Origin of the sequence: Streptomyces sp. NBC_00654, assembly GCF_026341775.1 — a bacterium.
Lineage (GTDB): Bacteria > Actinomycetota > Actinomycetes > Streptomycetales > Streptomycetaceae > Streptomyces.
The window spans coordinates 930,928-954,533 of sequence record NZ_JAPEOB010000001.1; the positions used below are offsets into that span (position 1 = coordinate 930,928).

Here is a 23,606-nt window from a genome sequence, read left to right on the forward strand (position 1 = left end):
CGCGCGGCTACCCGGTAACCCTGTGAACCCAGTGAATTCGGGGCATGCTTCACTGGACGGGCAGGAATGTGCCGTGAGGCACGCACAACGTATGCAGAGAGAGGGTCAGCCGTGTCCGCTGCCAAGCCGAGCGCAACGATCCGGTACACGGCGTTGCGCCTGTTGATCTTCGTCGGCTGCTTCTTCGTCGCCGGTGTGGCCGTCCACTTCGGTGTGCTGCCGGCCGGGCTCGAAGGGTCCAACTTCGTGTGGGTCATCCTGCTGGGCCTGGTCCTCTCCGCCCCGCTCAGCTTTGTGCTGCTGCGCAAGCAGCGCGACGAGATGTCCGAGCAGCTGATCACCACGGTCGACCGGACCAAGGCCCGCCTTGAGGCCAACCGGACCCGCGAGGACGCCGTTCAGTAGGCGCGGCCGGGCAGTCGCCCCCGGCAGGCGCCCCGGCGCGAGCCGTGCGAGTGCCCCCGGTGCCCCCGGTGCCCCATGAGCGCGCCCGGTGCCGTATAAGCGCCGCGTAAGCTTCCTCACACTCGCGCCCCGCACGCCTCCCACGTGCGCACCGCGTAGGAAACCCCAGCCGGAGCAGACCGCTCCAGTGCTGGGGTTTTCCGCTTTCTCCGGGCGTGCGGGCAGGGGCCGTGCCGCATTCTCGGATCAAAGAAGGCCTTTGAGGTTCTCAAAGTTCAAGTGTTAACGTGTTCGACATGAAGACAGCAGCGCGCCCCTGCCACGCCGCGAGCATCCCGCTCGTGGCGCGCCTGCATGTCGACCTCTGCCGCTGTATGTCCGCGGTCTGTTGCCGCAACGTCTGAAACCGGCATCATGCAGCGGCGCCGCCCCCGGCGCGGGCGCCGCACCCCGTCCCCGTTCGACCGCACGACCGTACGTCTGTCCTCGTACGTCCCCGCTGCGTCCATCAGGAGTGTGTCCGTGTCCGCGAATTCCGCGTCCGCCGCCCCCGAGACCGGTAAGCCCGCCGGTTCCGGGTCCCGCATACCGAAGGTCCCGTTCTGGGCCCAGATCGTCGCCGGTCTGGTGCTGGGTGTCCTGCTCGGCTGGCTCGCCCGCAGCCAGGACATCAGCTGGCTCTACACCACCCTCGACAAGGTCGGCCACATCTTCGTCCAGCTGCTGAAGCTGGCCGTCGCGCCCCTCGTCTTCTTCGCGATCCTGGTGTCGATCACCAACCTGCGCAAGGTCAACAACGCCGCCAGGCTGGCCACCCGCACCCTGCTCTGGTTCATGATCACCTCGCTGATCGCCGTCGCCATCGGTCTCGCGATCGGCCTGATCACCAACCCGGGCTCCGGCACCGGCCTCACGCCGAAGGACGGCAAGCTCCCCGAGGGCAAGGGCTCCTGGCTCGACTTCCTGACCGGCATCATCCCGGACAACGTGATCACGCCGTTCACCGAGCTGAACGTCCTCCAGATCGTGTTCATGGCAGCCGTCGCCGGTATCGCCGCCCTCCAGCTCGGCGACAAGGCCAAGCCGATCCTCACCCTCAGCGAGGCGGTTCTGGAGCTGCTCCAGAAGGCCCTGTGGTGGGTCATCCGCCTCGCCCCGATCGGCACCATCGGCCTCATCGGCTACGCGATAGCGGACTACGGCTGGGACCTCATCGGCAAGTACGCGACGTTCACCGCCGATGTCTACATCGGCTGCGCCCTGGTGATGTTCGGCGTCTACCCGCTGCTGCTCGCCACCGTCGCCAAGGTCAGCCCGCTCCAGTTCTTCAAGGGCGCCTGGCCCGCGATCCAGCTCGCGTTCGTCTCCCGCTCCTCGGTCGGCACCATGCCGGTCACCCAGAAGGTCACCGAGCGCCTCGGCGTGCCGAAGGAGTACGCGTCCTTCGCCGTCCCGTTCGGCGCGACCACGAAGATGGACGGCTGCGCCGCGATCTACCCGGCGCTGGCGGCGATCTTCATCGCGCAGATCTTCGACGTGCAGCTGGGCATCGGTGACTACCTGCTGATCGCCTTCGTCTCGGTCATCGGATCGGCGGCCACCGCCGGCCTCACCGGTGCGACGGTCATGCTGACCCTCACCCTCTCGACGCTCGGCCTCCCGCTGGAGGGTGTCGGCCTGCTGATGGCCATCGACCCGATCCTGGACATGATGCGCACCGCTACCAACGTGGCCGGCCAGGCGCTGGTCCCGGTGATCGTCTCGGCCCGCGAGAAGATCCTCGACCACGAGGCGTACAACTCGGCCTCCTCGTCCCCGGTCGACGAGCTCGGCACGGCCGACGTCCGTGACGCGGAGCAGAAGGTGAGCCTCCCGGTCACCGCGTGACGCCGACGCCCGTACGACGGAGCGCCCCCGGACCCGACGGTCCGGGGGCGCTCCGCTGTCGTCAGGGGGCGTGGAAGACCACCTCGGGGTTGGCCGGGGTGGGGCCGTTCAGCAGGGGGCGGTTCCGGTCGCGCAGGTTCCGGTCGAAGAAGGCGGTCACATAGCCCCGGGTGATCTCCGTCGAACGGGTCGCGGAGATCGGTACCGCGGGGTCCTCCAGCCCGAGCTGTTCGGAGAGTTCGGGGGTGTCGGTGAACGTGAAGTGGCCGGAGCCCGTGACGGTCAGCCAGCGCTTCCAGCCGTCCAGCCGCGCGAAGTCCTCCTTCCAGCTCGTGTCGGCGCTGCCCGGGGAGTGATCGGCGGCGTTGCCGAGCAGCATGAAGGGACGGCCACCGAGACCGGATTCGGGAACGCGCCCGAAGAACGTCCCGTCCATGTTGATCCCGGCGTCCACCCGGAGGTCGGTGGCCATCGTGGAGACCGCCGCGCTGCCGCCGATGGAGTGCCCCGCCGTGCCGACCCGGTGCGGGTCGATCATGTCCGCGTGCCGCCAGGCCCGCGGGTGCGAACCGTTCCGCCGCTCCCCGGTCATCCGGTCCAGTACGAAGGAGAGATCGGTGCCCCGTCCGGCGGAGACGGTGGCGAGGAGTTTCTTCTTGGCCTCCGTGTCCGGTGCCTTCTCCAGGGTGTCGCACGCGGCGCAGGTGAGCACCCGGCCGTCGGGCAGGGACGTCCCGGTCGACTCGTAGGCGTGGTCGACGGTCGCCACGACATAGCCGCGGCTCGCCAGTTCCTCGGCCAGGCCGGTCAGCGTCGCGCGAGGCGTGCCGAAGCCGGGGGAGAGCAGCACCAGCGGGAACCTGCCGCCTGCCGGGCGGGCGTCCTCACGGGCGTGGGTGCGGGTGGCGGCCACCACGGCGGGCGGGATGATCTTGTCCAGATCGCGCTGGGCCAGGAAGAGCCTGGCCTCCTCCGTCGTCATGTACGGGGCCGGGGTGCCGCCGCCGTGCCTGCGGGCGGGGTAGTCCACCGACACCATCAGCTCGCGGGCACCCGCTTCGGGCACCCAGGGATCCTGGCGGGAGTGATCGGTCAGGAGGAACGTGTCACGGCCGACGGAGTACGTGCCGGTCGGACGGGGGAGCGTCGGCGGCGTGACGCCGGTGCCGGTGCCGGTGTTGGTGAGGGCACTCGTGTCGCTCGTGGCGGTTGTCGATGCTGGTCTCGCCGCCGCCGCGGTGGCGGGTGCGGCGAGGGCCGCGGCGGTCGCTAAGGCCATGACCATGACTGCCGTACGGCTGCGAAGGCTGGTCTTCATGCCGTGAACGGTAGGCGGGAGGGGGCGGCCCCCACATCATGCGACGGTGGGACCCGGTGTCAGACCTTGGGTGTACGGGTTCCCTGGGATGTCCCTGGTCGCTGCTGCGGAGGGAGGAGTCGAGAACCGGCCTCCCGGGACCCGGACGCCCGGTCGGCGGACCCCGTTCCGTACGCACGGGGGGCGGACTCCGTTCCGTACGACGGGGGCGGGGCCGCGCCGTACTCTTACCGAGGAGTAGGGCAGCGGGGCGGGAGGAAGTCGGACGTGGGTGCTGTGAAGAGCAAACGGATGCCACGCGCCGTGCGTGAGCAGCAGATGATGGACGCCGCGGTGCGGATCTTCGGGCAGCGCGGATACCGGGCCGCCTCGATGGACGAGATCGCGGAGCTGGCCGGGGTGTCCAAGCCGTTGGTCTACCTGTACCTGAATTCCAAGGAGGACCTCTTCACCGCGTGCATCAGGCGCGAGGCGAAGGCGCTGGTCGACGCGGTGCGGGCGGGTACGGAGCCGGGGCTGGCGGCCGACCGTCAACTGTGGTCGGGCCTGCGGGCGTTCTTCACCCACACCGCGGAGAACCCGGACGGCTGGTCGGTGCTGAACCGTCAGGCGCGTACGCACGGGGAGCCGTTCGCCACCGAGGTCGCCGTGATGCGCGGCGAGATCGTTGCGTTCGTGACGGGTCTGATCGGGGCGGCGGCCCGCGAGGCGCACCACGACCCGGCGCTCCCCGACCGGGATGTGGCGGGGCTCGCGCAGGCTCTGGTGGGTGCCGCGGAGGCGCTCGCCGGCTGGGCGAACGACACCCCGGGAGTCTCGGCGAAGGAGGCCGCGGCCACCCTGATGAACTTCTCCTGGGCGGGCCTGGAGAACCTGATGAACGGCAGCCCCTGGCAGCCGCCTTCGTAGCCCGTGGCCCGTGGCCCGTGGCCCGTGGCCTGTCGGCGGTCGGCGGTCGGCGGTCGCGGCGCCGTGCGCCGTTCGCAGCCCGTCGGCCGCTGGTGGCGTCCTACGCCTTCGGCCTCCGGGGCGGAACACGGGTCCTCACCCGGCCGGCCCGGGACTCCAGGTAGCGCCGCTCGGCGAGGCTGGCGGTGGCCTTCGCGGCACGCCGGTAGTGCTCGTACGCCCCGGCCGTGTCGCCGGTCTTCTCCAGCAGGTGCGCCCGTACGGACAGCAGCCGGTGATGCCCGGCCAGCCGCGTGTCGCCGTCCAGCGTGGACAGCAGGGCCAGCCCGGCCGCCGGGCCCTCGGTCTCGGCGAGCGCGATGGCCCGGTTGAGGGTGACCACCGGATTGGGCGCGATCCGTTCCAGGATCAGATAGAGGGCGTGCACCTGCGGCCAGTCGGTCTCCTTCGCCGTGGCCGCGTCGGCGTGCGTGGCGGCGATGGCGGCCTGCAACTGGTAGGGCCCCAGCGCCGGGACGGCCAGCGACGCCTTGACCAGCGCTGTGCCCTCGTCGATCAGCGCGCGGTCCCACCGCGTACGGTCCTGTTCGTCCAGCGGCACCAGGTCGCCGGCCTCCGTCGTACGGGCCTCGCGGCGGGCGTGCGTCAGCAGCATCAGCGCGAGCAGTCCGGTCACCTCACCGTCCTCGGGCAGCTGTGCCCGCACCGTCCGGGTCAGCCGGATCGCCTCGCGTGCGAGGTCGGCGCGGTGCAGCTCACTGCCGGAGGAGGCGGTGTAGCCCTCGTTGAAGATCAGGTAGAGCACATGCAGGACGACCCGCAGCCGCTCCTCGCGCTCCTCGCCGTCCGGCAGGCGGAAGGAACTTCCGGCGGCCTTGACACGCTGCTTGGCCCGGCTGATCCTGGCCGCCATCGTGGCCTCCGGCACCAGGAACGCATGGGCGATCTCGGCGGTGGTCAGGCCGCCGACCGCCCGCAGCGTCAGGGCGGTCTGGGAGGCCGGGGTCAGCGTCGGATGGCAGCACAGGAACAGCAGGACGAGTGTGTCGTCGGTGTCCGGCACCTCCTCGGGCACCACCTCGGCGGCCGTCGCCGTCTCCCGTTCGCGGCGCGCGTGGTCGCTGCGCATCTGGTCGATGAGCCGCCGGGACGCGACCGTCACCAGCCAGCCGCGCGGGTTGTCCGGCACCCCCTCGGCCGGCCACTGCACCGTGGCGGCGAGGACGGCCTCCTGCACGGCGTCCTCGCATCCCTCGAACTGGCCGTGCCGGCGTACCAACGTGCCGAGGACCTGCGGCGTGAGTTCACGCAGCAGGTCCTCGATGACGGGTGCTCTCATGCCTCCAATTGTCCGTCGGCGAACATCACCTGGCGCACCTCGATACCGAGCCCCTCGATCGCGGCGTCCGGGATCTGCGCCGCCAGCTCGATCGCCCGCTCCTTGTTCTCGCAGTCGATCAGGTAGAAGCCGCCGAGGTACTCCTTGGACTCCAGGAACGGCCCGTCGGTCACCACCGGCTGGCCGTTGCGCACGGACACCACGGCGGCCTGCGACGGGTCGACCAGCGCCTGTGTGGTGATCAGCTCGCCGGACCTCTTCAGCGCCTCGATGAACGTGCCGTGGCCTTCGCCGATCGCCGCCTTCTCCTCGTCGGTCAGCGCGTCCAGCACGGCCGGATTGATGTGCATGCTGAGCAGGAACTTCATCGCGTACTCCTCGTACTTGTGGGGGCCCTTCGACCGTTGGTCGGAGCCGCTGCCGTCGTCTTGACATCCCCCGCCGAGATTCGCACGGGTTTCTTCTTCCGCTGCGACTCGGCGACTCGGCGATCCCGGCGATCCCGGCGATCCCGGCGATGTCAAGAAGCGTCGCGCCGCTCCGACCAACCGGTGACATGTCGAGCGAGCCGACAGAACAGGGAGTTTCGAAGATGCGGGTCAACCGGGCGTGGCTGGGGCTGATGGTCCTCATGCTGCCGAATTTTCTTGTCGCGATGGACGTGACGGCGTTGCTTCTCGCGCTGCCGCGGCTGAGCGCCGACCTGGGGGCCGACAGCGTCCAGCAGCTGTGGATCAGCGACAGCTACGGCCTCATGGTGGCCGGTCTGGTCATCACGATGGGCACGCTCGGCGACCGGATCGGCCGCCGGCGCCTGCTGATGATCGGCGGTGCGGCGTTCGGGGTGCTGTCGGTCGTGGCCGCCCTCGCGACCGACCCCCTGACGCTGATCATCGCGCGTGCGCTGCTGGGCGTCGCCGGGGCGACCCTGGTGCCGTCCACCCTCGCCCTGATCACCAATATGTTCCGCGACGAGCGGGAGCGCGGGCGGGCCATCGCGATCTGGGCGACCTGCCAGTTCACCGGGGGCGCGCTCGGGCCCGTACTCGCCGGATTCCTGCTCCAGTACTTCTGGTGGGGGTCGGTGTTCCTGGTCGCCGTTCCGGCGATGGCGCTGCTGCTGCTCGCCGGCCCGGTCCTGCTGCCGGAGTTCCGCAGCGACAAGGCCGGCCGCGTGGACCTGGCGAGCGTGGGGCTGTCGCTCGTGGCGGTGCTGCTGATGGTCCACGGCGTCAAGCAACTGGCCGTGGAGGGCGTGACCGCTGTGCCCGCCGTGGCCCTCGTGACCGGTGCGGCCGTCGGATTCCTGTTCGTGCGCAGGCAACTGCGGCTGGATACACCATTGTTGGACCTGCGACTCCTTCGTAACCGCCCGTTCACGGCCGTACTCGTGGCGCTGGCCTTCGCCGGTATGGCCATGGCCGGTACGGGTCTCGTGGTGACCCAGTACCTCCAGAGCGTGCTGGGCTTCTCGCCGGTCGAGTCGGCGCTGCTGTTCGCACCGATGGGCCTGGGTGTGGCGGCCGGCACCATGGCCGCTCCGCTGCTGGGCCGGTGGATGAGGACGACGACCGCGATCGCCGGCGGGCTGGCGGGGTCGGCGCTGGGCAGTCTGCTGCTGGCCGGCGTCGGAGGGCCGCACTCCCTGCCGCTGGTGATGACCGGTATCGCCGTACTGGCACTGGGCACCGGCCCGCTGTTCGCGCTGGGCACCGGGCTGGTCGTCGGGTCCGTACCGCCGGAGCGCGCGGGTTCGGCGGCGTCGATGTCGGAGACCAGCAACTACCTCGGTGGCTCACTGGGGCTCGGGCTGCTCGGTGTGGTGGCCGCGGTGGTCTACCGCGGCCGGATGGACGGCACGTCCGACTCACTGGCCGACGCGGTCGCCGCGGGCCGGGACCTCCCCGCGGACCGGGGCGCGGAACTGCTGCACGACGCACGGGAGGCGTTCACCGCCTCGCTGCACGTCACCGGCGTCGTCTCCGCGGCCGTCTTCGCCGGGCTCGCCGTGCTGGTCCTGACCATGCGCCCGGCCGCACGGCCCGCCCAGGCCGTACAGCCCGAGTACGAGGAGACGCGCTCGTAGAACTCGTTCGGCGATCCCTCGGCGGTCCTTCGGCGGCCCCTCGGCGGTCCTTCGGCTACGTATCCCTGGTGAGCGTCCCCGTGAGGTGGAGGCGTCCGCCGCTGCCGCCCCGCAGCTCGAAGGCGCCGCCCGACGCGTCGGCGGCGTACGTCACGGTGGCGGGCAGCAGGACGGGGGCCCTGAAGTCGGCCCGTACGTGCCGGATCAGCTCCGGCTCGCCGGCCTCGGCGAGACACCGGGCCACCGTCCACATGCCGTGCGCGATGGCCCGGGGGAAGCCGAACAGCCGGGCCGTGAGCGGGTACAGATGGATCGGGTTGCGGTCGCCGGAGGCGGCGCCGTACCGGCGTCCGAGATCCCCGGGCAGCCGCCACTCGGCGACCGGGGGCAGGCTGCCGGTGGCCGGTGGAGAGGGACGGACGGCTGGACTCCGGCCGCCGGCATCGGCTTCGGCTTCGGCTCCGGCCCTGGCGCCGGCTTCCGCACCCGTCCCCGTATCCGCATCCCTCCCCGCTCCGGGCGGAGTCGCGTGCCGTGACAGATAGCCGCTGCGCGACTCCCACACCAGCGCACCGGCGACCCGCGCCTCCGTCACCATCGTGACCTCGGTGCCCCTGCGGTGCGGCGTCAACTCCGCGGCGTACGCCGTGAGTTCAAGTGGTTCGTCGGCGCGTGCCGTCCGGTGGCGGGTGATCTCGATCCAGGTGTGGACGAGCCCGACGACGGGCAGCGGGAACGCCCGGCCGGTCATCAGCCGCATGGCGAGCGGAAAGGCCAGGACATGCGGGTACGTGAGCGGCAGCGGGTGGCCGGTGGCTGCCCGGCCGCTCCCGGCGGTGCTGCCGGGCTCGGTGAAGCCGCAGATCCCGAGGTACGTGGCGAGGGGGCCGGGCGCGACGGGGGCGGCCGGGAGGGTGAGCCGGGCGGCGGGCAGCGTGGCGCCGTTCCGCCCGGCCCGCTTGAACGGGGAGGTGACGGCCCCGCGTACCAGGGAGGCGCTCAGGCTCGGCATCGGTGTCACGCCCCCAGCAGGCTCTGGCCGCAGACGCGCAGGATCTGGCCGTTGACGGCGCTGGACGCGGGCTGGGCGTACCAGGCCGTCGCTTCGGCGACGTCGGCCGGAAGGCCGCCCTGCGCGAGGGAGTTCATCCGGCGGCCCGCCTCGCGGATGAGGAGCGGCACGGCGGCGGTCATCTTCGTCTCGATGAACCCGGGAGCGACGGCGTTGACCGTGATGCCGTGCTCGGCGGCGGCGCGCGGCGCCATCGAGCGGACCAGGCCGATGATGCCCGCCTTGGCGGCCGCGTAGTTGGTCTGGCCGTTGTTGCCCGCGATGCCCGCGATCGAGGCGGTGGCGACGATCCGGCCGCCGCGGTTGACCGTGCCCGCCTCCAGGAGCGCGTCCGTCGTGCGCAGCACGCTGTCCAGGTTGACCTCGATGACCGATGCCCAGCGGTCGGCCGGCATGTTGGCGAGGCGGCGGTCGCGGGTGATGCCCGCGTTGTGGACGAGGATGTCGAGCCCGCCGGGGGCCGCGGCGGCGATGCGTTCGGCGGCGTCGGGCGCGGTGATGTCCAGCGGGAGGGCGGTGGCACCGAGCCGGTCGGAGGTGCGGACCAGTTCGTCATGGGCCCGGGGGACGTCCAGGCAGACGACCCGGGCGCCGTCGCGGGCCAGTACGGACGCGACCGAGGCGCCGATGCCCCGGGCGGCGCCGGTGACCAGGGCGGTGCGGCCGGACAGCGGCGCGGCCCAGTCGGCCACCGGATCGGGGGCGGCCGCGGTCAGCTCGATGACCTGGCCGCTGATGTACGCCGACTTGGGGGAGAGCAGGAAGCGGAGCGTGGACTCGGCGGAGGCCACCGCCTGCGGGGCGATGCGCACGAGCTGAACGGTGGAGCCCCGGCCGATCTCCTTGCCCAGGGAGCGTACGAATCCCTCCAGCGCCTGCTGGGCAGCCGCCCGGTGGTGGTCGTCGGGGGACGGAGCCGTACCGAGAAGGACGATGCGGCCGCAGGGTGCGAGGGAGCGTACGACGGGGTGCAGGGCGGCGTGGACATCGCTGAGCCCGGCGGCGGAGGCCACACCCGTCGCGTCCAGGACGATGGCGGCGGGCCGTTCGGCGCGGTCGACGGTCTTCGGCCCGGTGGCGCCGAGCAGCGCCCGGAGCTCGTCCGTGATCGTGGACTCTCCGGCCGTGAGGTGCAGGAGAGGGCCGTCGAGGTCCGGTGTCTCCAGGGTCCAGCGGCGCAGTGGGGCGGGCTGCGGCAGGCCGAGCCCGCGGGTCAGGAAACGGCCGGGTGCTGTGCCGGTGAAGTGCAGATAGCGGTCGGCCATTGTCCGGACTCCCTGCTCGGTCGTAGATTTACTCTTGAGTAAGGTTACTCAAGAGTCAGGAGTAGGTCGAGATGAACCGTCCGGGATCGACCGGCACGAGGCGGTCGCGATGACCGCACGTATCCCTCTCGCTCTCGGCAGCGGGCCGGCGAGTTCGTCGCGGGCGCCGTCCTCAAGCACAGCCGGGACTTCAACCTGGCCCGCGAGACCGTACTCGGCTCGGCCCTGGACCCGCGCACGCCCGCGTACGACATCCAACAGGCCTGCGGAACCGGGCTCCAGGCAGTGATCTCCGCCGCCAACAAGATCGCGCTCGGCGCCGTCGACTCCGCGATCGCGGGCGGCGCGGACACCACCAGCGACGCCCCTCGGGGTCAACGACCAGCTGCGCCGGCTCCTGCTCGCGGCCCGCCGCGCCAGGAGTACGGGAGGACGGATCAAGGCACTCGCCGGCGTACGCCCCCGGCACCTCGTCCGGCGCCACACTCCCTGCCTTCGGTCACCGGCCCCTTCCCCCTTCCGCCTTCCCCCTCCCCTCCGCTTCCCTTCCTGAAGATGCCGGACGGACGACCCGGCGACCGACCCGCCCGACCCCAGTTGAGGAGCCGCACGTGTCCACGCCACCCGCCACACCCACTGCCCCGGTCCTGGTCGAGCCCACGAAGACCAGGGCGGCCGACGGGACGGTACGAGAGGTCTCGGTACCGGCCTTCGCGCCGCGCGTGCTGCGCGGTTCGCTCGCCGAGATCCCCTTCGACAACGCCCGCGAGGCACCCGCCGACGCCGTTCTCAGCCGGAAGCGGACGGACGGAAGCTGGCAGGACGTGACGGCCGCCGAGTTCGCCGAAGAGGTGCGGGCGGTCGCCAAGGGCCTGATGGCGGAGGGGCTCCGGGCCGGGGACCGGATCGCGATCATGGCCCGTACGACCTACGAATGGACGCTGCTCGACTTCGCGTCCTGGGCCGCCGGGCTGGTCACCGTACCCATCTACCCGACCTCGTCGGCCTTCCAGGCCCGCTGGATCCTCCAGGACTCGGGCGCGGTCGCGTGCGCCGTGGAGTCGAAGGAGCAGGCCCGGCTGATCAGCCAGGAGCGCAAGCAGCTGGGCGGTCTGGCCCATCTGTGGCAGCTCGACACCGGGGTGGTCGGCCGGCTCAGGACGCTCGGCAGGGACATCCCCGACGAGGCGGTCGCCGCGCGCCGGGCCACGCGGGAACCGGACAGCCCCGCCACCCTCATCTACACCTCGGGCACCACGGGCCGCCCGAAGGGCTGTGTCCTGACCCACGGCAACTTCTTCGCCGAGGTCGACAACGCGATCGCGCTGCTGCACCCGGTGTTCACCTCGGTGTCCACATACCCGGCGTCCACCCTGCTGTTCCTCCCGCTCTCCCATGTCTTCGGCCGGATGGTGGCGATCGGCTGCATGCGCGCCCGGGTCCGGCTCGGGCATGCCCCGTCCATCGGGACGGAGGACCTGCTCGCCGACCTCGCGGGCTTCAAGCCGTCGTTCCTGCTGGCCATCCCGTACGTCCTGGAGAAGGTCTACAACACGGGCCGGGCCACCGCCGAGAAGATGGGCCGGGCCTCGTCCTTCGACCGGGCGGCCCGGATCGCCCGGCGTTACGGGGAGGCGGTCGAGGCCGCCCAACACGGCGGGGGCCCGGGGCCCGGCCTCGGCCTGCGGGCGGCCCGAGGGCTCTACGACCCGCTGGTCTACCGCCGTATCCGCGCGGCGCTCGGCGGCCATGTCCGGTACGTGATCTGCGGCGGCTCCCCGCTGGGGCACCGGCTCGCGGCGTTCTACGCGGGCGCGGGCATCGAGATCTTCGAGGGCTACGGTCTCACCGAGACCACCGCCGCCCACACGGTGACCCCGCCCCTCAAACCCCGCCTCGGCACGGTCGGCTGGCCGCTTCCGGGGACCTCGGTACGGATCGCGGACGACGGCGAGATCCTGCTGCGCGGCGGCCAGGTGTTCCAGGGCTACTGGAACGCCGAGCGCGGCGGGCCGGTCCCCGTGCTCGACGACGACTGGTTCGCCACGGGCGACCTGGGCGCGCTCGACGAGGACGGCTACCTGACGATCACCGGCCGCAAGAAGGACATCATCATCACGTCCGGCGGCAAGAACGTCACCCCGGCCCCCCTGGAGGACTGGCTGCGCGCCCATCCACTGGTCAGCCAGTGCATGGTGGTCGGCGACAACCGCTCCTTCATCACGGCCCTGATCACCCTGGAGCCGGACGGCCTCCAGCACTGGCGCCAGATGCGCAAGAAGCAGGACATGCCGATGCGGGACCTGGTGAACGACGAGGAGCTTCGGGCCACCCTGCAACGCGCGGTCGACGAAGCCAACCGCCTGGTCTCGCGCGCCGAGTCGATCCGTAAGTTCACGGTCCTGCCCGGCGACTTCACGGAGGCCGGCGGCCATCTGACCCCGTCCCTGAAGCTGAAACGGGACGCGGTCGCACGGGACTTCGCGGCAGAGATCGAGGAGCTGTACCGGAAATAGCGGTTCGCCGCGCGTGCGGGGCCGGCACTCTCGGCAGCCGCGGTCACGCCTGCCGAGAACCTGTCCATGGAGAGGGCTACTTGGCCGTCTGCTCCGGGTCGTAACCGCGGAAGGGGCGGTCGAAGAGCCAGTTGTAGAGCATCTCCCGGCAGATCTCCGGCTGGAAGGCAGGCACCTGATGCCCGGAGTCGGGTACGGCGACCTGCGTCAGGTTTCCGACCCTGCGGACGAATCCCTTGGGGTCCCCCTGCGCCTGGGTCCAGATCAGCCGAGGGGCGCCGCGCCACTCCGCCTGCTCGCCGCGCTGTTTCATCAGGTCGTCCAGGATCTCCTCGGTGCTGCGGTACCCACAGGCGGTGTCGAAGTTCCCGGTGTAGAGCAGGGTCTTGTAGTTCTTCTCGACAAGCTGGGCGTACAGCCCCGAGGCGTCCGCCATGTTGTCGTCCACGAGCGCCTCGGTCACCGGCCCCTTGTCATCCGCGTTCTCCCAGGTGACGTGGGCGGGTACGTTCAGGGACGCCTTCATCTCCGCGCTGTTGAGGTAGGTGCTCAGCGCCCCCATGGGCAGATCGTCCCAGCGCCGCACGTCGTAGACGTCGAAGTTCCCTCCGTACGCCACGGTCCTGTCCACCAAGGCGTTGCCGAGCCGGTTGGCCTCCTTCATGTCCTTTCCCTCGTGGAGGACCTTCTGGAACTCTGCGTAGGAGTTCTCCAGCGATTCCTTCTGGTCCATACCGAGGAACCCGGTGGTGTAGGCATAGTCGATCAGGACCCGGAGGGACAGTTCGGGCTTGATCCAGCCGTTGCCCACGGAGATTCCCATGAGGTTGAGATTCAGCCCCCCGGGTTCGACGGCGTTCTGCTTGTCGATCTCCAGGGCGATCGCCGGGACGTACTTGCCGGCGTAGCTCTCACCGCAGACGTACAGCGGGCACTTCGCGTACTCCGGGTGCAAGCGGAAGAACTCCTGCAGTCCCTGCCAGAACATGTGGCTGAGGGTGCCTTCGTCCGGGACGTACTCCTCCGGCTCGTCGGAGTAGCTGTATCCGGTGCCGATGGGCTGGTCCCAGTAGACGACGTGCGCCTCCTGGTTCCAGGCGGTGGAGGTTACCGACACCGTCCCGGCGGCGTCGTCACCGATGGACAGCGGCCCGTTCTCCAGGAACAGCCCCAGCAACGAGGAGGCGCCGGGACCGCCGTTGAGCCAGATCACCAGGGGCGTCCGTGCGATCAGGTCCTGCTGCTCCTCGACCGGGATATGGGGGTTGCAGGACTGGCTCTCGAAGAACCAGTAGAAGAGGTGGTTCTTCTGCTTCTCCTGCTTCATGCCATCGACGTGAACGTGCCCGGCGTAGGAGCGGACCTTCTTGGTGCCGCCGGTGAAGAGATCGATGCGCTGGGTGTTGAGGATGTTCGACGGAATCGAATCGACGAGGTCTGGAGACATCTTCAGTATCCGTTCATGAGCAGCAGCGGGATCAGGCGTTCAGCGGACGGCGCCGGCCGGACTGTGTGTGGTAGGAGCCGGTGAACAGCCCGTTCGTACGCTCCACTTGTTCCAGGACTCCGATGCGCTGCCCCTGGAGCATCTGCAACGCGGGGAACCGGTTCTTCTCGAACAGCAGGATGTTCAGCGACCCGCCGTACTTGAAGTTCCCGATTTTCTCGCCCTTCGTCACCGGGACCGGACCGTTGACATTCCTGAATTTGTCCAGGTAGTTCACGGAGGCGATCGAGTTGAGGCCGACGGTCACCATTCCGACATAGCCCTCGACCGGGTCGCTTTCCGTGCTCTCCGGGTACTGCGTCTTGATGATCACGTATCCCCGTGGAGTTCGCTTTCGGCGCATGGGAGGAGTGCGCGGCGTGCGCGAGTATCCCCATTTGATTGCCGAGCGGACCCAAGCCTAGGTGGAGCGTGATATTCGAAATGCCGTCGGAGGGGGTGCAGTTGTGGCAGAACCGGGAGCGCGGGGGGCGTACTGACCGACGGTCCGGCGTACCGGCAGATGCTTGGGGGAACAACGCTTGGAGGACACTCGCGTGCGTGCGGGTGGCCCCGGGGCGGAGCGGCTCGGCCGGGCTGCCGGTCCTGCCTCCCACGCGCAGTGGTACCGCAGGGCGCGGGTGGAGATCGGACGGATGGCCGGCCCGCTGCCGGGGCTGTTGGAAGCGTGGGAGTTGCGGCACTCTGGTGGCGTTCAACTCGCGTAGATTCCACGGCACTTCGCACGACGCACCCCACTGCTCGGTTGTCGACCGGAGGATTCCTCACCCATGCGCTCGATCCGCATCAGCCTGCTCGGCCTGCTGTCGCTCCTCGCGGGCCTGCTCGCCGTCACGGCCACCGCCACCCCCGCAGCCGCCGCGCCCAACTTCAAGGCCCCGTACCCCTGCGGCCAGCAATGGACCTACAGCCACCACTCCGCCGAGGTCAGACAGGCCCTCGACTTCGTGCGTACGGATGGCGGCTCCACGGCCGGGTCGCCCGTTCTGGCCTCCTCGGGCGGTACGGCGTACCGCTACTCCCAGCCGAGCGGCGCGGGCAACTACATCGCCATCGATCACGGGGGCGGCTGGCAGACGTACTACTTCCACCTCGCCTCGTACTCCGTGGCCAATGGTGCCCAGGTCGCCCAGGGGCAGCAGATCGGGGTGACCGGCTCCACGGGCAACAGCTCGGGTGCCCACATCCACTACGAGCAGCTCTACAACGGCGTCGGCCAGAACATCGCCATCAACGGCCAGTCGCTCGCCCCGTACCCCGGCTCGTACTACAGCAAGTACCTGATCAGCGACAACGGTTGTGGTGGCAGCGGTGATGGGAAGTACTGGGTCGACACCTTCGCCAACGCCACGGGGTACGCCGCCGCCGACACGGGCGACGCGCAGGGCGTGCTGAACGCGGGTACGAACTACGTCTACTGCAAGGTCTGGGGCGCCCAGGTCGGTTCGGGCAGCAGCTTCAACCACTGGTGGCTGCGGACGGACCTGGACACGGTGTACGCGGGGAAGAGCGGCCGCAACGCGTACGTGTCCGCCTACTACCTCTCCCGCTGGGGCAACGACGAGGCCCGTGACAACAATGGCGCCGTGATCCCGGACTGCTGACTTCACGGGCTGCCTGCCGGTCTGCCCCCCTCTGCCGGGAAGGGGGGGGCAGACCGTGCCGGGTGTTCGGCCCGCACTCGGCAGCGGCGGCGGCAGCGGCGGCGGCGGCAGCGGCGGCGGCGCCGTGCGAGCCCGGCGAAACCCGGTGGACGGGACGGCCCGAACCGTGCGATGTTCCGGCCGTGACCGCGACCACAGCCTCACCCGCGCCCGAGCCCGCGCCCGTGTCCCTCGCCGACGGCCTCGTCCTGCGTCAGGCGCGGCCCGCGGACCTGGAGCAGATCGGCGCGCTCCTCGCCCGGCGTGGCGACCCGGAGGACGCCCTCGATCACCGGCTGGTCGTCATGGACCCCGACGCCGGCTGGTCCGCCTGCGCCGTCGTCGTCGATGGTGACCGGGTCGTCTCCACGGCGACGCTCCTCGACGAGGAGGTACGTATCGGCGGTGTCCGGCTGCCCGCCGGGCAGGTCGAACTGGTCGCCACCGACTCCGCGTACGAGGGACGAGGCCTCGTACGGGCGCTGATGCGGTGGGCCCACGCCCGTTCCGCCGCCCGGGGCCATGTCGTCCAGGCGATGATCGGGATCCCGTATTTCTACCGGCGGTTCGGCTACGAGTACGCCGTCGACATCCCCCGGGCGCTGAGCGTGCGCACCCCGCCGCCAGGCGACGGAACCCCCGTACTCCGCGTCGCCCGGCCCTCCGACATCCCTGCCATGGCCGCTCTCCAGGACATGGCCCAGAACAGCTTCGACGTGACCATGCCGCACCCGGCCGCCCGCTGGCGGTGGCTGCTGGACCACGAGGCGAGCGACGTGCGGGTCCTGGAGCGCTCCGGCGAGGTCGTCGCCACCGGACGCACCACACCCCCCGGCGAACAGGTACTCCTCGCCGAGGCGGCGGCCCTCGACGACGCCGCCGCACGGGACCTGCTGCGCGGGGTCGCGGCTCTGGTGCCGGACAGCCCGCTGCGCGTCGTCGACCGGGCCGGCACCGTGACCGCCGCCGCCTGGCGGGACTTCCTCGACCACGGACCGCGCGATCGGGCGGAGCAGTACTACGTGCGCATCCCGGACACCGCGGTGCTGCTCGACCGGCTGCGGCCGCTGTTCCGGCAACGCCTCGCCGCGGCCGGGACGGACCTCACCGGCCGCGACATCGTCATCTCCACCTTCGGCGCCCACTACCGCATCCCGGTCCGCGCGGACGGCCTCGGCGAGGTGGTGAGCGGCGGCGCCCTGCAGGGTCCCGGATCGGTGGGAGGCGCCGGAGTGGCCCCCGACCAACTGCCCGCGCTGCTGTTCGGTCCGCACGGAATGGAAGGGCTGACCCGGCTCCGGCCCGACGTCTACGCGAGTGACGAGGAGCTGTTCCGGACGCTCTTCCCGCCGCTCACCGCCGACATGCTCACCTACTACCTGCCGTACTGAAAAGGCTGGTCCACCAGGGACTGCGGGCCTGCCTTCAGTGCCCTTCCCGGCGGCCCTGCGGCTCCGCGCCTCCGCCGGCGAAAGGGCCCTCGGTGCCGAAGGCCAGCCGGGCGAAGCGCTCGCCGATACGGCGGTGGGCGGTGGCGTCCGGGTGGAGTTCGTCGGGCAGGGGCAGTTCGGCGTAGTCGGCGGCACCGTAGAGCTCGCGGCCGTCGAGGTAGTACAGGTTCGGGTCCTCCGCCGCCCGCTGCTCCACGATCCTGGCCAGCTCGTCCCTGATGACGTTCAGGGTGAGCTTCCCGGTGGCCGTCTCCGCGGGGTCGCCCGTGGCGCGGAAACTCATCCTCCCGGTGCTCAGGGCGGAGAGGTCCGGCATGCTGGGGCCCGGGGTGTCCTCGTGGATCGGGCACAGGACGGGCGAGACGACGAGCAGCGGTGCGGTCGGGTGGCCGTCGCGGATCGTGTCGAGGAACCCGTGCACGGCGGGGACGAACGCGCGCAGGCGCATCACGTCGGTGTTCACCAGGTTGATCCCGAGCTTGACGCTGATCAGGTCGGCAGGGGTGTCGCGCATCGCGCGGGCGGTGAACGGGTCGAGCAGGGCGCTGCCGCCCAGCCCCAGGTTGATCAGATCCACACCGCCGAGCGAGGCGCCGAGCGCAGGCCATGTGGTGGTGGGGCCGGCGGCGTCGGAACCATGGCTGATAGAACTGCCGTGGTGCAGCCACACCCTGCGGTCCGATGGGGGCGCGGGCTCGACGGGGGAGTCGGTGCGCAGGGCGACGAGTTCGGTGGTCTCGTTGTGGGGCAGCCAGATCTCGACGTCTTTGTCCACGGCCGGCAGCCCGTCGAAGCGGAGCGTGCCGACCGGACCGGGCTGCCGCTCGGCGGTCCTGGCCATCATGTCGATGGTGAGGGTGTTGCCGCCGGTCACACTGGCCCGGTCGGTGAGGCGGCCGTCGATGAGCAGGTCGTACACACCGTCCGGACGGGGCGGCGCCCCCACGTAGACCCGCTTGGTGGGCAGTGCGTCCAGCTCGACGACGGTGGCCCGGGTACGGAAGACCAGGCGTACGCCGGAGGGCTGGGACTCGACCATGGCGAGCTGCCCATCGGCGTACTGCGCACGGGCGCGGGCGGGCAGCCGGTGCGGCAGCAGACCGTGCGCGGTGCGCTCCAGGTCGAGAGCGCCGCGCACGAGGTCAGCGGTGAGGGGAGTGGTGGTCCAGTTGTGCCCGGTGCTCATATCTCAGCCTTGATCAAGGTGTCCGAATCGTTCGTGTGCGTGGCGTGCGGTCGCGGAGCGCACTCATCTCGCGGTCGCGCGGCGGCGGTGATCACGTCGCGGGCCGGTTCCGCAGCAGCGCGTCGAGGCGGTCCACGATCCACTCCCAGGACTCCTGGGAGTCGGGAGCGCTGTGGCTGAAGCCCCCGGCCAGCTCCAGGCTGACGTAACCGTGGAAGACGCTGCCCAGCAGCCGCACGGCGTGCGTCCGGTCCGCCTCCGTCAGGTCGTAGCCGCGCAGGATCGCCCGCATCATCTCGGAGTGCCTGACCCCGGCGCTCGCCGCCGCCGTCTCCGGATCGAGCCGGAACTGTGCTGCGGCGTATCGCCCCGGGTACTCCCGGGCGTAGTCGCGGTAGACGTTCGCGAAGGCTGCCAGGGCGTCCTTGCCCGCTCGCCCGGCCAGGGCGGTCGCGCCCCGGTCGGCAAGCTCCGCCAGCGCGAGCAGCGCGATCCTGGTCCTGAGGTCCTGGGAGTTCTTCAGGTGCGAGTAGAGACTCGCGACCTTGACGTCGAACTGTCTGGCCAGTGCCGAGAGGGTCACCTGGTCGAATCCGGCCTCGTCGGCCAGCTCCGCCCCCGCCAGGACGAGACGTTCCGTGGTCAGCCCCGCGCGTGGTGACATGCCTGCTCCTTCATCTCTGCCTTAAGCGATCATGCATCCACCTAATGCTTATAGGCAACTGGGTCCGGAGCAGGGTACGGCACGGCACGGCACGGCACGGCGGGCATGGCGCGGCAGGCAGGGCAGGTACGGCAGGGCAGGTACGGCAGGGCAGGTACGGCAGGCAGGGCAGAGCGGCGCAGGGTGCGCCGTGGCTAACGGCCGGCGGCAGCCCTGCCGAGGAGCGAGGTCAGGATCTCCTCGGAGTGCGTCCACAGCAGGGCGCCGCCGATCCCCGGTACGACATGGCGATGGGCGCCGGGGATCCGGCCGGCGAGGAACTCCCCGTTGTCGGGGGAGTGGCTGGTGTCCAGCTCGCCGTACCAGATGTCGACCGGGACACCGATCTCCGCGAGGGCGAACGGCCAGCGCCCCATGGCCAGGACCGTATCGCGGGCGTAGCCGGCCGAACCCCGGGCGAAGCCCTCTTCCAGGGCCCGGCGGTACGCGGCCGCGAAGTCGGGCTCCCGGAACACGGCGAGGTCGCACTCCGGACTCCCGCCCATCACCATGCCCCACATCGCGTCGGCGCCGAACCCGGAGAAGAACTCCTCGGCACCGGCCGGATCGGACGCGGCCCGCTCGACGAGTCCGAGCAGATCCGGGGGCAGGACGCTCGCGAACTCCGGGGCCGCGACCTCATCGGCGCCGGACACGACGGCCAGCGCGGAGACGGCACCGGCCTCGGCGCAGGCGATGGCGAAGGGCGCGCCCTGCGAGTTCCCGATCACGGGCGGGCGCCCCAGCCCGCGCAGCTCGGCGAACCGGCCGAGGTCGTCGGCGAAGTCGGAGAAAGTGCGGCCGGGTACGGGGGTGGAGGCGCCGAGCCCCGGACGGTCCACGGAGACGAGGCGCACCCCGAGTGCCTCGGCGACGTCCGGGCCGATGCCGAGCCATCTGCTGGTGGCCGCCCCGGGGCACAGCAGTACGGGCGTGCCGTCCGGTGGCCCCCACTCGGACCACCCGAGCGACCGCCCGTCGGGCAGCCTCACTTCACCGAGCCTGGCGGGACCTTCGCTGTACGTCTTCTTCATGATCGCCATTCTGATGGTGCACACAGGGCATTGCCTGACATTTTTGCCGTGTGCGAGGGAGGCTCACTCCCGTAGCCAGAAGCCCGACCGCTCCACCCACAGGTCCAGCAACCCCGCGTCACCGTCGACCTCGATGCCCGTGTCGGTGGGCGTGCGCCGTCGGTACAGGAGCAGAAGAAGGTCGCTCATCGTGGCGCGTACGGTGACGGCTGCGAGGAAATCCGCCTGTCGTACGACCCGGACAACGCCGTGGCCGAGGGCCTGTACACCGGTCGGCCGCCCTGCCCTGTCCTGGTCAGCCGCCCTGGCCGGCGCTGCCGATGGGGCCGACCGTCACCGGGGAGCCGGAGCCGTCGGTGACGGGGAGCGTGGCGGCGCCGGGCCAGTCGATGGTGACGGACTTCGTCTCGTCCGGCGGGGTCACGACCAGGCCCGTGATGCGGACGCCGGAGCCGCCCGTGTCGTTGAGGGGGTAGGTGATGCCGAAGAACGTGGACTCCCCGTCCTTGAGGGTGCCCGGGCCGGTCTGCTGACCGGCGCGCTCCGCCGACAGCGGCCCCTCGCTGGTCTTCAGGTCGACACCCGCGTACCCGGAGATCGAGCAGTCCCCGCCACCGCTGTTCTTGAACTCCACCACGACGGTGCCCTCGGACTCGTCACTGATGCTCTGGTCCGACGCCGTGATCTCCAGCTCGTCGGTACGGCACTTCCCGGTCCCGTTGGCCGTCTTGGCATCGCCCCCGGCCGTATCCTTCCCGCCGGAGCTCTTCCCGGCGGAGTCCGCCGCGCCGCCCTGATCCGCACCGCCCGAGCCCGAACCGCCGCCCGCCGACGCCGCGTTGGAAGCGGACGACGGGGCGCTCTGTCCCGTGCCGTCCTCGTCGCCCTGGCAGGCGGTCAGCGAGAGGCTCGCGGCAACGGCGAGGGCCGCGAAGGTGAGCTTGTGAACGCGCATCGTTTCTTCCCCAGTATCGGTCGGCGGTGCTGGACAGCCGCCCGCTCGTTCAGGCCGGTACGGGCCGGTACGAGCGGGCATTTCTGATCACCAAGACCCACCGGGACCGGCCCGCCGTTCCGCCCAACCACCCCCTAAGACACGGCTGTTACACGCACAGCCCGGCACAGCACACACCAGCACCCGGCACACCCCGCCCGAAGCCCGCCCCGGGCCCGCCAGGACAACGGTTCCCCCCACCCCTCCCCCGTTCCCCCGTGACCACCGCCCGCTGGGACAGACCCGTGACCCGGCGCACCTTGACCGCGACCGACGGCACACCGGCTCTCAGCCGGCCCCGCCTCCTGCCCCACCTCCGGCCTCACCTCCGGCCTCGCGCCCGTCCTTCTGCCCCGGGGCGGGGTGCGAGGAGGCGGGCGGCGACGAAACGGGCTGTGAGGGGGCGGGCGGCGTCGGAGGCGGTTGGTGTGTGCCGCTGGTGCCGCTGGTGCCGCGCCAGGCGGCGTACAGGCCGGAGACGGCGACCGCGATCGTCGCCAGCGACTCCGGTGCGACGCCGCGCAGGACGAGGGCCGTGCCGGTGCCGAGTACGGCGAGGAATACGACGAGATCCTGAAAACCCTTGGTGCGGTGAGGCATGGTGAAGTCCCCGTTCCTGGTGCGTGACGGCGGATGCCGGTGCCTGACATGGCGTACGTTCACTCTCCGCTGGGCGCGGGGTGCTGCGGGAGGTGCAGCAGTGCTGCCAAGTGACCGGCAGCAGGCGCGGAGAGACGGGGGCGGAACGCGATGAGTGAGCTGAAGCGGGTCGATGAGGGTCTGGAGCCCGAAGTGGCCGCCCTGGCACAGGCGTTGCGCGACCTGTTCCTCGGCATCGGTATCTCGACGCGCCGGTACGCCGCGCGGCGCGCGTACGACTCCTCCACCGTCTCCCGCTATCTCGGCGGGCGTCGGCTGCCCCCCTGGGAGTTCGTGCTGAACCTCCTGAACGACGTGGCCGAGGAGCGTGGCACCGTACCGACCGAGCAGACGATCGGCATGCTCCGCGAGCTGCACACCACCGCGCTGAGAGCGGGGAACAGCCCGGTCCACAAGATGCAGTTGCTGCAACGGCAACTGGCCGAGGCCGACCAGGAGGCCCGGCGGGCCGCCATGCGCGAGCGCCTGCTGGAAGACACCCTCCAGGACCGCGAGCACCGCATCCGCGACCTCCAGATGCGCTACCGCGAACTCCAGGCGGCCCCGGCGCCGTCGGCGCGGGAACCGGGAGACGGCGGCTCGTCGGGGGAGACGTCCGAGGAGCGCGACCGGCTCCGGGCCGAGATCCACGGCCTGCAGGCCGAACTGGGTCGCGTACGGGCCCTGCACCGTCAGGCGGAGGAGCGCTGCGAACAACTGGAGCGCCAGCTCACGGAGGCGGAAGCGGAGGCACAGACGACGGCGGCACAGACGGCGGCGGCACAGACGGCGGCGGCACAGACGGCGGCGGCGCAGACGACGGCGGCGGGGCGCACCGGGGGGCCTGCGCTCGTGTCGGAAGCGCTGGGCCCGAGTGTCTGGAGCGGGCACACGACGGGCAACGTCACGTCGGAGACCTCGCGGAGCAACAACTACTTCGAGGCCGTGCACGGTGACGTCAACGTGGTCACCAGCGGCTGGATGGTGGACGAGGAATACGTCGACTCCCTGACCGTCCGGGTGATGAACGAGGGGAACGGACTTCTGGGGCACGGCTTGCTCGTCGACGCCAGGACGGTGGTCACGTTCGGCTTCGGGCTGCCCTCCGAGCAGCAGCCGGTTCCGGGGACCGTGCTGACCGTGCGGAGCGGTGAGCGGGACGTCCGGGCCGTTCCGACCGAGGTGCATGTGGTCGCCCTTCAGAGGTACCCGATGCGTGTCGTGGCGCTGCGTCTGTCCGATTCCCTTCCCTTTCCCGAGCGGCCGCTGTTCGCCGACCTGCGCCCCGCGCCCGGCAGCCAACTCCTCGTGAGCGGCTACCTGAGGGACGACCGCTACTCGTGCCTCCTGGACGTCAAGGGCCGCACGGGGGAGTCGCTGCGGGTGTCCGGGGAGATCGTGAAGGGTCTTGCCGGTGCCCCCGCGTTCTCCAGCACGGGCGGACTGGCGGGTCTGGTCGCGCTGGGGAACCCGGAGAAGAACGTCGGGCACGTGCTCCGCGCCTCGGCCCTGCTCGACCTGCCCACGGTCGGCATGAGCGCATGGGCGAGGACCGGTGATTGATCAGGCGCAGGCTCAGGGCTGTGACGGGCTACGAGGGTGAGGAGGTGCCCGCCGGGCTCGTGGTCGGGACCGGGCGGTCCAGGTGCTCG

General features: G+C 70.9%; 20 protein-coding genes and 2 pseudogenes. 9 read left to right on the top strand and 13 right to left on the bottom strand.

The window, feature by feature from the left end; translation table 11 throughout:
- Window positions 1-111 precede the first annotated feature (111 nt).
- Both OHA98_RS04035 and OHA98_RS04040 read left to right on the top strand, forming a co-directional pair.
- Window positions 112-405 carry a DUF4229 domain-containing protein gene (locus OHA98_RS04035; protein WP_266922716.1) on the top strand — a complete coding sequence of 98 codons (294 nt, stop codon included), beginning with the start codon at window positions 112-114 and terminating at the stop codon, window positions 403-405.
- A 522-nt stretch (window positions 406-927) separates the two neighbouring features.
- Entirely contained in the window at window positions 928-2,292 is a 1,365-nt protein-coding gene (locus tag OHA98_RS04040; RefSeq protein WP_266922717.1) for a dicarboxylate/amino acid:cation symporter, read from the top strand.
- Window positions 2,293-2,353: 61 nt separating this feature from the next.
- On the opposite strand, the gene OHA98_RS04045 is transcribed toward OHA98_RS04040, so the two are convergent.
- Entirely contained in the window at window positions 2,354-3,610 is a 1,257-nt protein-coding gene (locus OHA98_RS04045) for an alpha/beta hydrolase (protein ID WP_266922718.1), read from the bottom strand.
- Window positions 3,611-3,901: 291 nt separating this feature from the next.
- Here OHA98_RS04045 and OHA98_RS04050 point away from each other — a divergent pair, with 291 nt between their 5' ends.
- Window positions 3,902-4,519: a TetR/AcrR family transcriptional regulator gene (locus OHA98_RS04050; protein WP_266927702.1), complete on the top strand. Its 618-nt coding sequence runs from the start codon at window positions 3,902-3,904 to the stop codon at window positions 4,517-4,519.
- Between the two features lie 100 nt (window positions 4,520-4,619).
- Here OHA98_RS04050 and OHA98_RS04055 read toward each other — a convergent pair whose 3' ends face one another.
- Window positions 4,620-5,858, bottom strand: a complete 1,239-nt coding sequence (locus OHA98_RS04055; protein WP_266922719.1) for an RNA polymerase sigma factor — start codon at window positions 5,856-5,858, stop codon at window positions 4,620-4,622.
- Window positions 5,855-6,226, bottom strand: a complete 372-nt coding sequence (locus OHA98_RS04060) for a YciI family protein (protein WP_266922720.1) — start codon at window positions 6,224-6,226, stop codon at window positions 5,855-5,857. Before OHA98_RS04060 ends, OHA98_RS04055 begins: the two co-directional genes overlap by 4 nt.
- 224 nt (window positions 6,227-6,450) lie before the next feature.
- On the opposite strand from OHA98_RS04060, the gene OHA98_RS04065 reads away from it, so the two are divergent.
- The gene (locus tag OHA98_RS04065) at window positions 6,451-7,944 is read left to right on the top strand and encodes an MFS transporter (RefSeq protein WP_266922721.1); all 1,494 of its coding nucleotides are present in this window, start codon (window positions 6,451-6,453) and stop codon (window positions 7,942-7,944) included.
- Window positions 7,945-7,999: 55 nt separating this feature from the next.
- Here OHA98_RS04065 and OHA98_RS04070 read toward each other — a convergent pair whose 3' ends face one another.
- Together OHA98_RS04070 and OHA98_RS04075 are read right to left on the bottom strand one after the other, a co-directional pair.
- Window positions 8,000-8,956 (bottom strand): MaoC/PaaZ C-terminal domain-containing protein, encoded by a 957-nt coding sequence (locus OHA98_RS04070; RefSeq protein WP_266927704.1) that lies wholly within the window; start codon window positions 8,954-8,956, stop codon window positions 8,000-8,002.
- Between the two features lie 5 nt (window positions 8,957-8,961).
- A complete protein-coding gene (locus tag OHA98_RS04075; RefSeq protein ID WP_266922722.1) occupies window positions 8,962-10,281 on the bottom strand; it encodes a 3-oxoacyl-ACP reductase in 1,320 nt (439 codons plus the stop codon).
- Between the two features lie 147 nt (window positions 10,282-10,428).
- On the opposite strand from OHA98_RS04075, the pseudogene OHA98_RS04080 reads away from it, so the two are divergent.
- Window positions 10,429-10,756, top strand: a pseudogene (locus OHA98_RS04080) (beta-ketoacyl synthase N-terminal-like domain-containing protein); the annotation flags it as partial.
- Window positions 10,757-10,892: 136 nt separating this feature from the next.
- Entirely contained in the window at window positions 10,893-12,797 is a 1,905-nt protein-coding gene (locus OHA98_RS04085) for a long-chain fatty acid--CoA ligase (RefSeq protein ID WP_266922723.1), read from the top strand.
- 76 nt (window positions 12,798-12,873) lie between these two features.
- On the opposite strand, the gene OHA98_RS04090 is transcribed toward OHA98_RS04085, so the two are convergent.
- Window positions 12,874-14,244, bottom strand: coding sequence for a hypothetical protein (locus OHA98_RS04090; RefSeq protein ID WP_266922724.1), 1,371 nt, complete (start codon window positions 14,242-14,244; stop codon window positions 12,874-12,876).
- Between the two features lie 31 nt (window positions 14,245-14,275).
- On the bottom strand, window positions 14,276-14,617 hold the full coding sequence (locus tag OHA98_RS04095; protein WP_266922725.1) for a phosphatidylserine decarboxylase: 342 nt from the start codon (window positions 14,615-14,617) through the stop codon (window positions 14,276-14,278).
- A 457-nt stretch (window positions 14,618-15,074) separates the two neighbouring features.
- On the opposite strand from OHA98_RS04095, the gene OHA98_RS04100 reads away from it, so the two are divergent.
- Together OHA98_RS04100 and OHA98_RS04105 are read left to right on the top strand one after the other, a co-directional pair.
- Window positions 15,075-15,908, top strand: a complete 834-nt coding sequence (locus OHA98_RS04100) for a M23 family metallopeptidase (protein WP_266922726.1) — start codon at window positions 15,075-15,077, stop codon at window positions 15,906-15,908.
- 182 nt (window positions 15,909-16,090) lie between these two features.
- Window positions 16,091-17,338: a GNAT family N-acetyltransferase gene (locus OHA98_RS04105; RefSeq protein WP_266922727.1), complete on the top strand. Its 1,248-nt coding sequence runs from the start codon at window positions 16,091-16,093 to the stop codon at window positions 17,336-17,338.
- Window positions 17,339-17,372: 34 nt separating this feature from the next.
- Here the strand turns inward: OHA98_RS04105 and OHA98_RS04110 are convergent, their stop codons facing one another.
- The 6 genes and pseudogenes from OHA98_RS04110 to OHA98_RS04135 form a co-directional block, all read right to left on the bottom strand.
- Window positions 17,373-18,584, bottom strand: coding sequence for a GDSL-type esterase/lipase family protein (locus OHA98_RS04110; RefSeq protein WP_266922728.1), 1,212 nt, complete (start codon window positions 18,582-18,584; stop codon window positions 17,373-17,375).
- A 91-nt stretch (window positions 18,585-18,675) separates the two neighbouring features.
- Complete coding sequence (locus OHA98_RS04115; protein ID WP_266922729.1) at window positions 18,676-19,248, bottom strand: TetR/AcrR family transcriptional regulator; 573 nt, start codon at window positions 19,246-19,248, stop codon at window positions 18,676-18,678.
- 194 nt (window positions 19,249-19,442) lie between these two features.
- Entirely contained in the window at window positions 19,443-20,330 is an 888-nt protein-coding gene (locus tag OHA98_RS04120) for an alpha/beta fold hydrolase (RefSeq protein WP_266922730.1), read from the bottom strand.
- Between the two features lie 54 nt (window positions 20,331-20,384).
- Window positions 20,385-20,597 (bottom strand): annotated as a pseudogene (locus tag OHA98_RS04125) (hypothetical protein); the annotation flags it as partial.
- Between the two features lie 19 nt (window positions 20,598-20,616).
- Window positions 20,617-21,276: a DUF4232 domain-containing protein gene (locus tag OHA98_RS04130; protein WP_266922731.1), complete on the bottom strand. Its 660-nt coding sequence runs from the start codon at window positions 21,274-21,276 to the stop codon at window positions 20,617-20,619.
- Between the two features lie 327 nt (window positions 21,277-21,603).
- On the bottom strand, window positions 21,604-21,915 hold the full coding sequence (locus OHA98_RS04135) for a hypothetical protein (RefSeq protein WP_266922732.1): 312 nt from the start codon (window positions 21,913-21,915) through the stop codon (window positions 21,604-21,606).
- 150 nt (window positions 21,916-22,065) lie between these two features.
- Here OHA98_RS04135 and OHA98_RS04140 point away from each other — a divergent pair, with 150 nt between their 5' ends.
- On the top strand, window positions 22,066-23,517 hold the full coding sequence (locus OHA98_RS04140) for a hypothetical protein (protein WP_266922733.1): 1,452 nt from the start codon (window positions 22,066-22,068) through the stop codon (window positions 23,515-23,517).
- Window positions 23,518-23,606: the final 89 nt, after the last annotated feature.

Excerpts from the sequence above, each read along its gene's own strand:
- OHA98_RS04100 (WP_266922726.1), top strand. The coding sequence starts at position 15,075 with ATGCGCTCGATCCGCATCAGCCTGCTCGGCCTGCTGTCGCTCCTCGCG.
- OHA98_RS04060 (WP_266922720.1), bottom strand. The coding sequence starts at position 6,226 with ATGAAGTTCCTGCTCAGCATGCACATCAATCCGGCCGTGCTGGACGCG.
- OHA98_RS04070 (WP_266927704.1), bottom strand. The coding sequence starts at position 8,956 with ATGCCGAGCCTGAGCGCCTCCCTGGTACGCGGGGCCGTCACCTCCCCG.
- OHA98_RS04120 (WP_266922730.1), bottom strand. The coding sequence starts at position 20,330 with ATGGCGATCATGAAGAAGACGTACAGCGAAGGTCCCGCCAGGCTCGGT.
- OHA98_RS04045 (WP_266922718.1), bottom strand. The coding sequence starts at position 3,610 with ATGAAGACCAGCCTTCGCAGCCGTACGGCAGTCATGGTCATGGCCTTA.
- OHA98_RS04110 (WP_266922728.1), bottom strand. The coding sequence starts at position 18,584 with ATGAGCACCGGGCACAACTGGACCACCACTCCCCTCACCGCTGACCTC.
- OHA98_RS04075 (WP_266922722.1), bottom strand. The coding sequence starts at position 10,281 with ATGGCCGACCGCTATCTGCACTTCACCGGCACAGCACCCGGCCGTTTC.
- OHA98_RS04065 (WP_266922721.1), top strand. The coding sequence starts at position 6,451 with ATGCGGGTCAACCGGGCGTGGCTGGGGCTGATGGTCCTCATGCTGCCG.
- OHA98_RS04115 (WP_266922729.1), bottom strand. The coding sequence starts at position 19,248 with ATGTCACCACGCGCGGGGCTGACCACGGAACGTCTCGTCCTGGCGGGG.
- OHA98_RS04135 (WP_266922732.1), bottom strand. The coding sequence starts at position 21,915 with ATGCCTCACCGCACCAAGGGTTTTCAGGATCTCGTCGTATTCCTCGCC.
- OHA98_RS04140 (WP_266922733.1), top strand. The coding sequence starts at position 22,066 with ATGAGTGAGCTGAAGCGGGTCGATGAGGGTCTGGAGCCCGAAGTGGCC.
- OHA98_RS04055 (WP_266922719.1), bottom strand. The coding sequence starts at position 5,858 with ATGAGAGCACCCGTCATCGAGGACCTGCTGCGTGAACTCACGCCGCAG.
- OHA98_RS04090 (WP_266922724.1), bottom strand. The coding sequence starts at position 14,244 with ATGTCTCCAGACCTCGTCGATTCGATTCCGTCGAACATCCTCAACACC.
- OHA98_RS04130 (WP_266922731.1), bottom strand. The coding sequence starts at position 21,276 with ATGCGCGTTCACAAGCTCACCTTCGCGGCCCTCGCCGTTGCCGCGAGC.
- OHA98_RS04050 (WP_266927702.1), top strand. The coding sequence starts at position 3,902 with ATGCCACGCGCCGTGCGTGAGCAGCAGATGATGGACGCCGCGGTGCGG.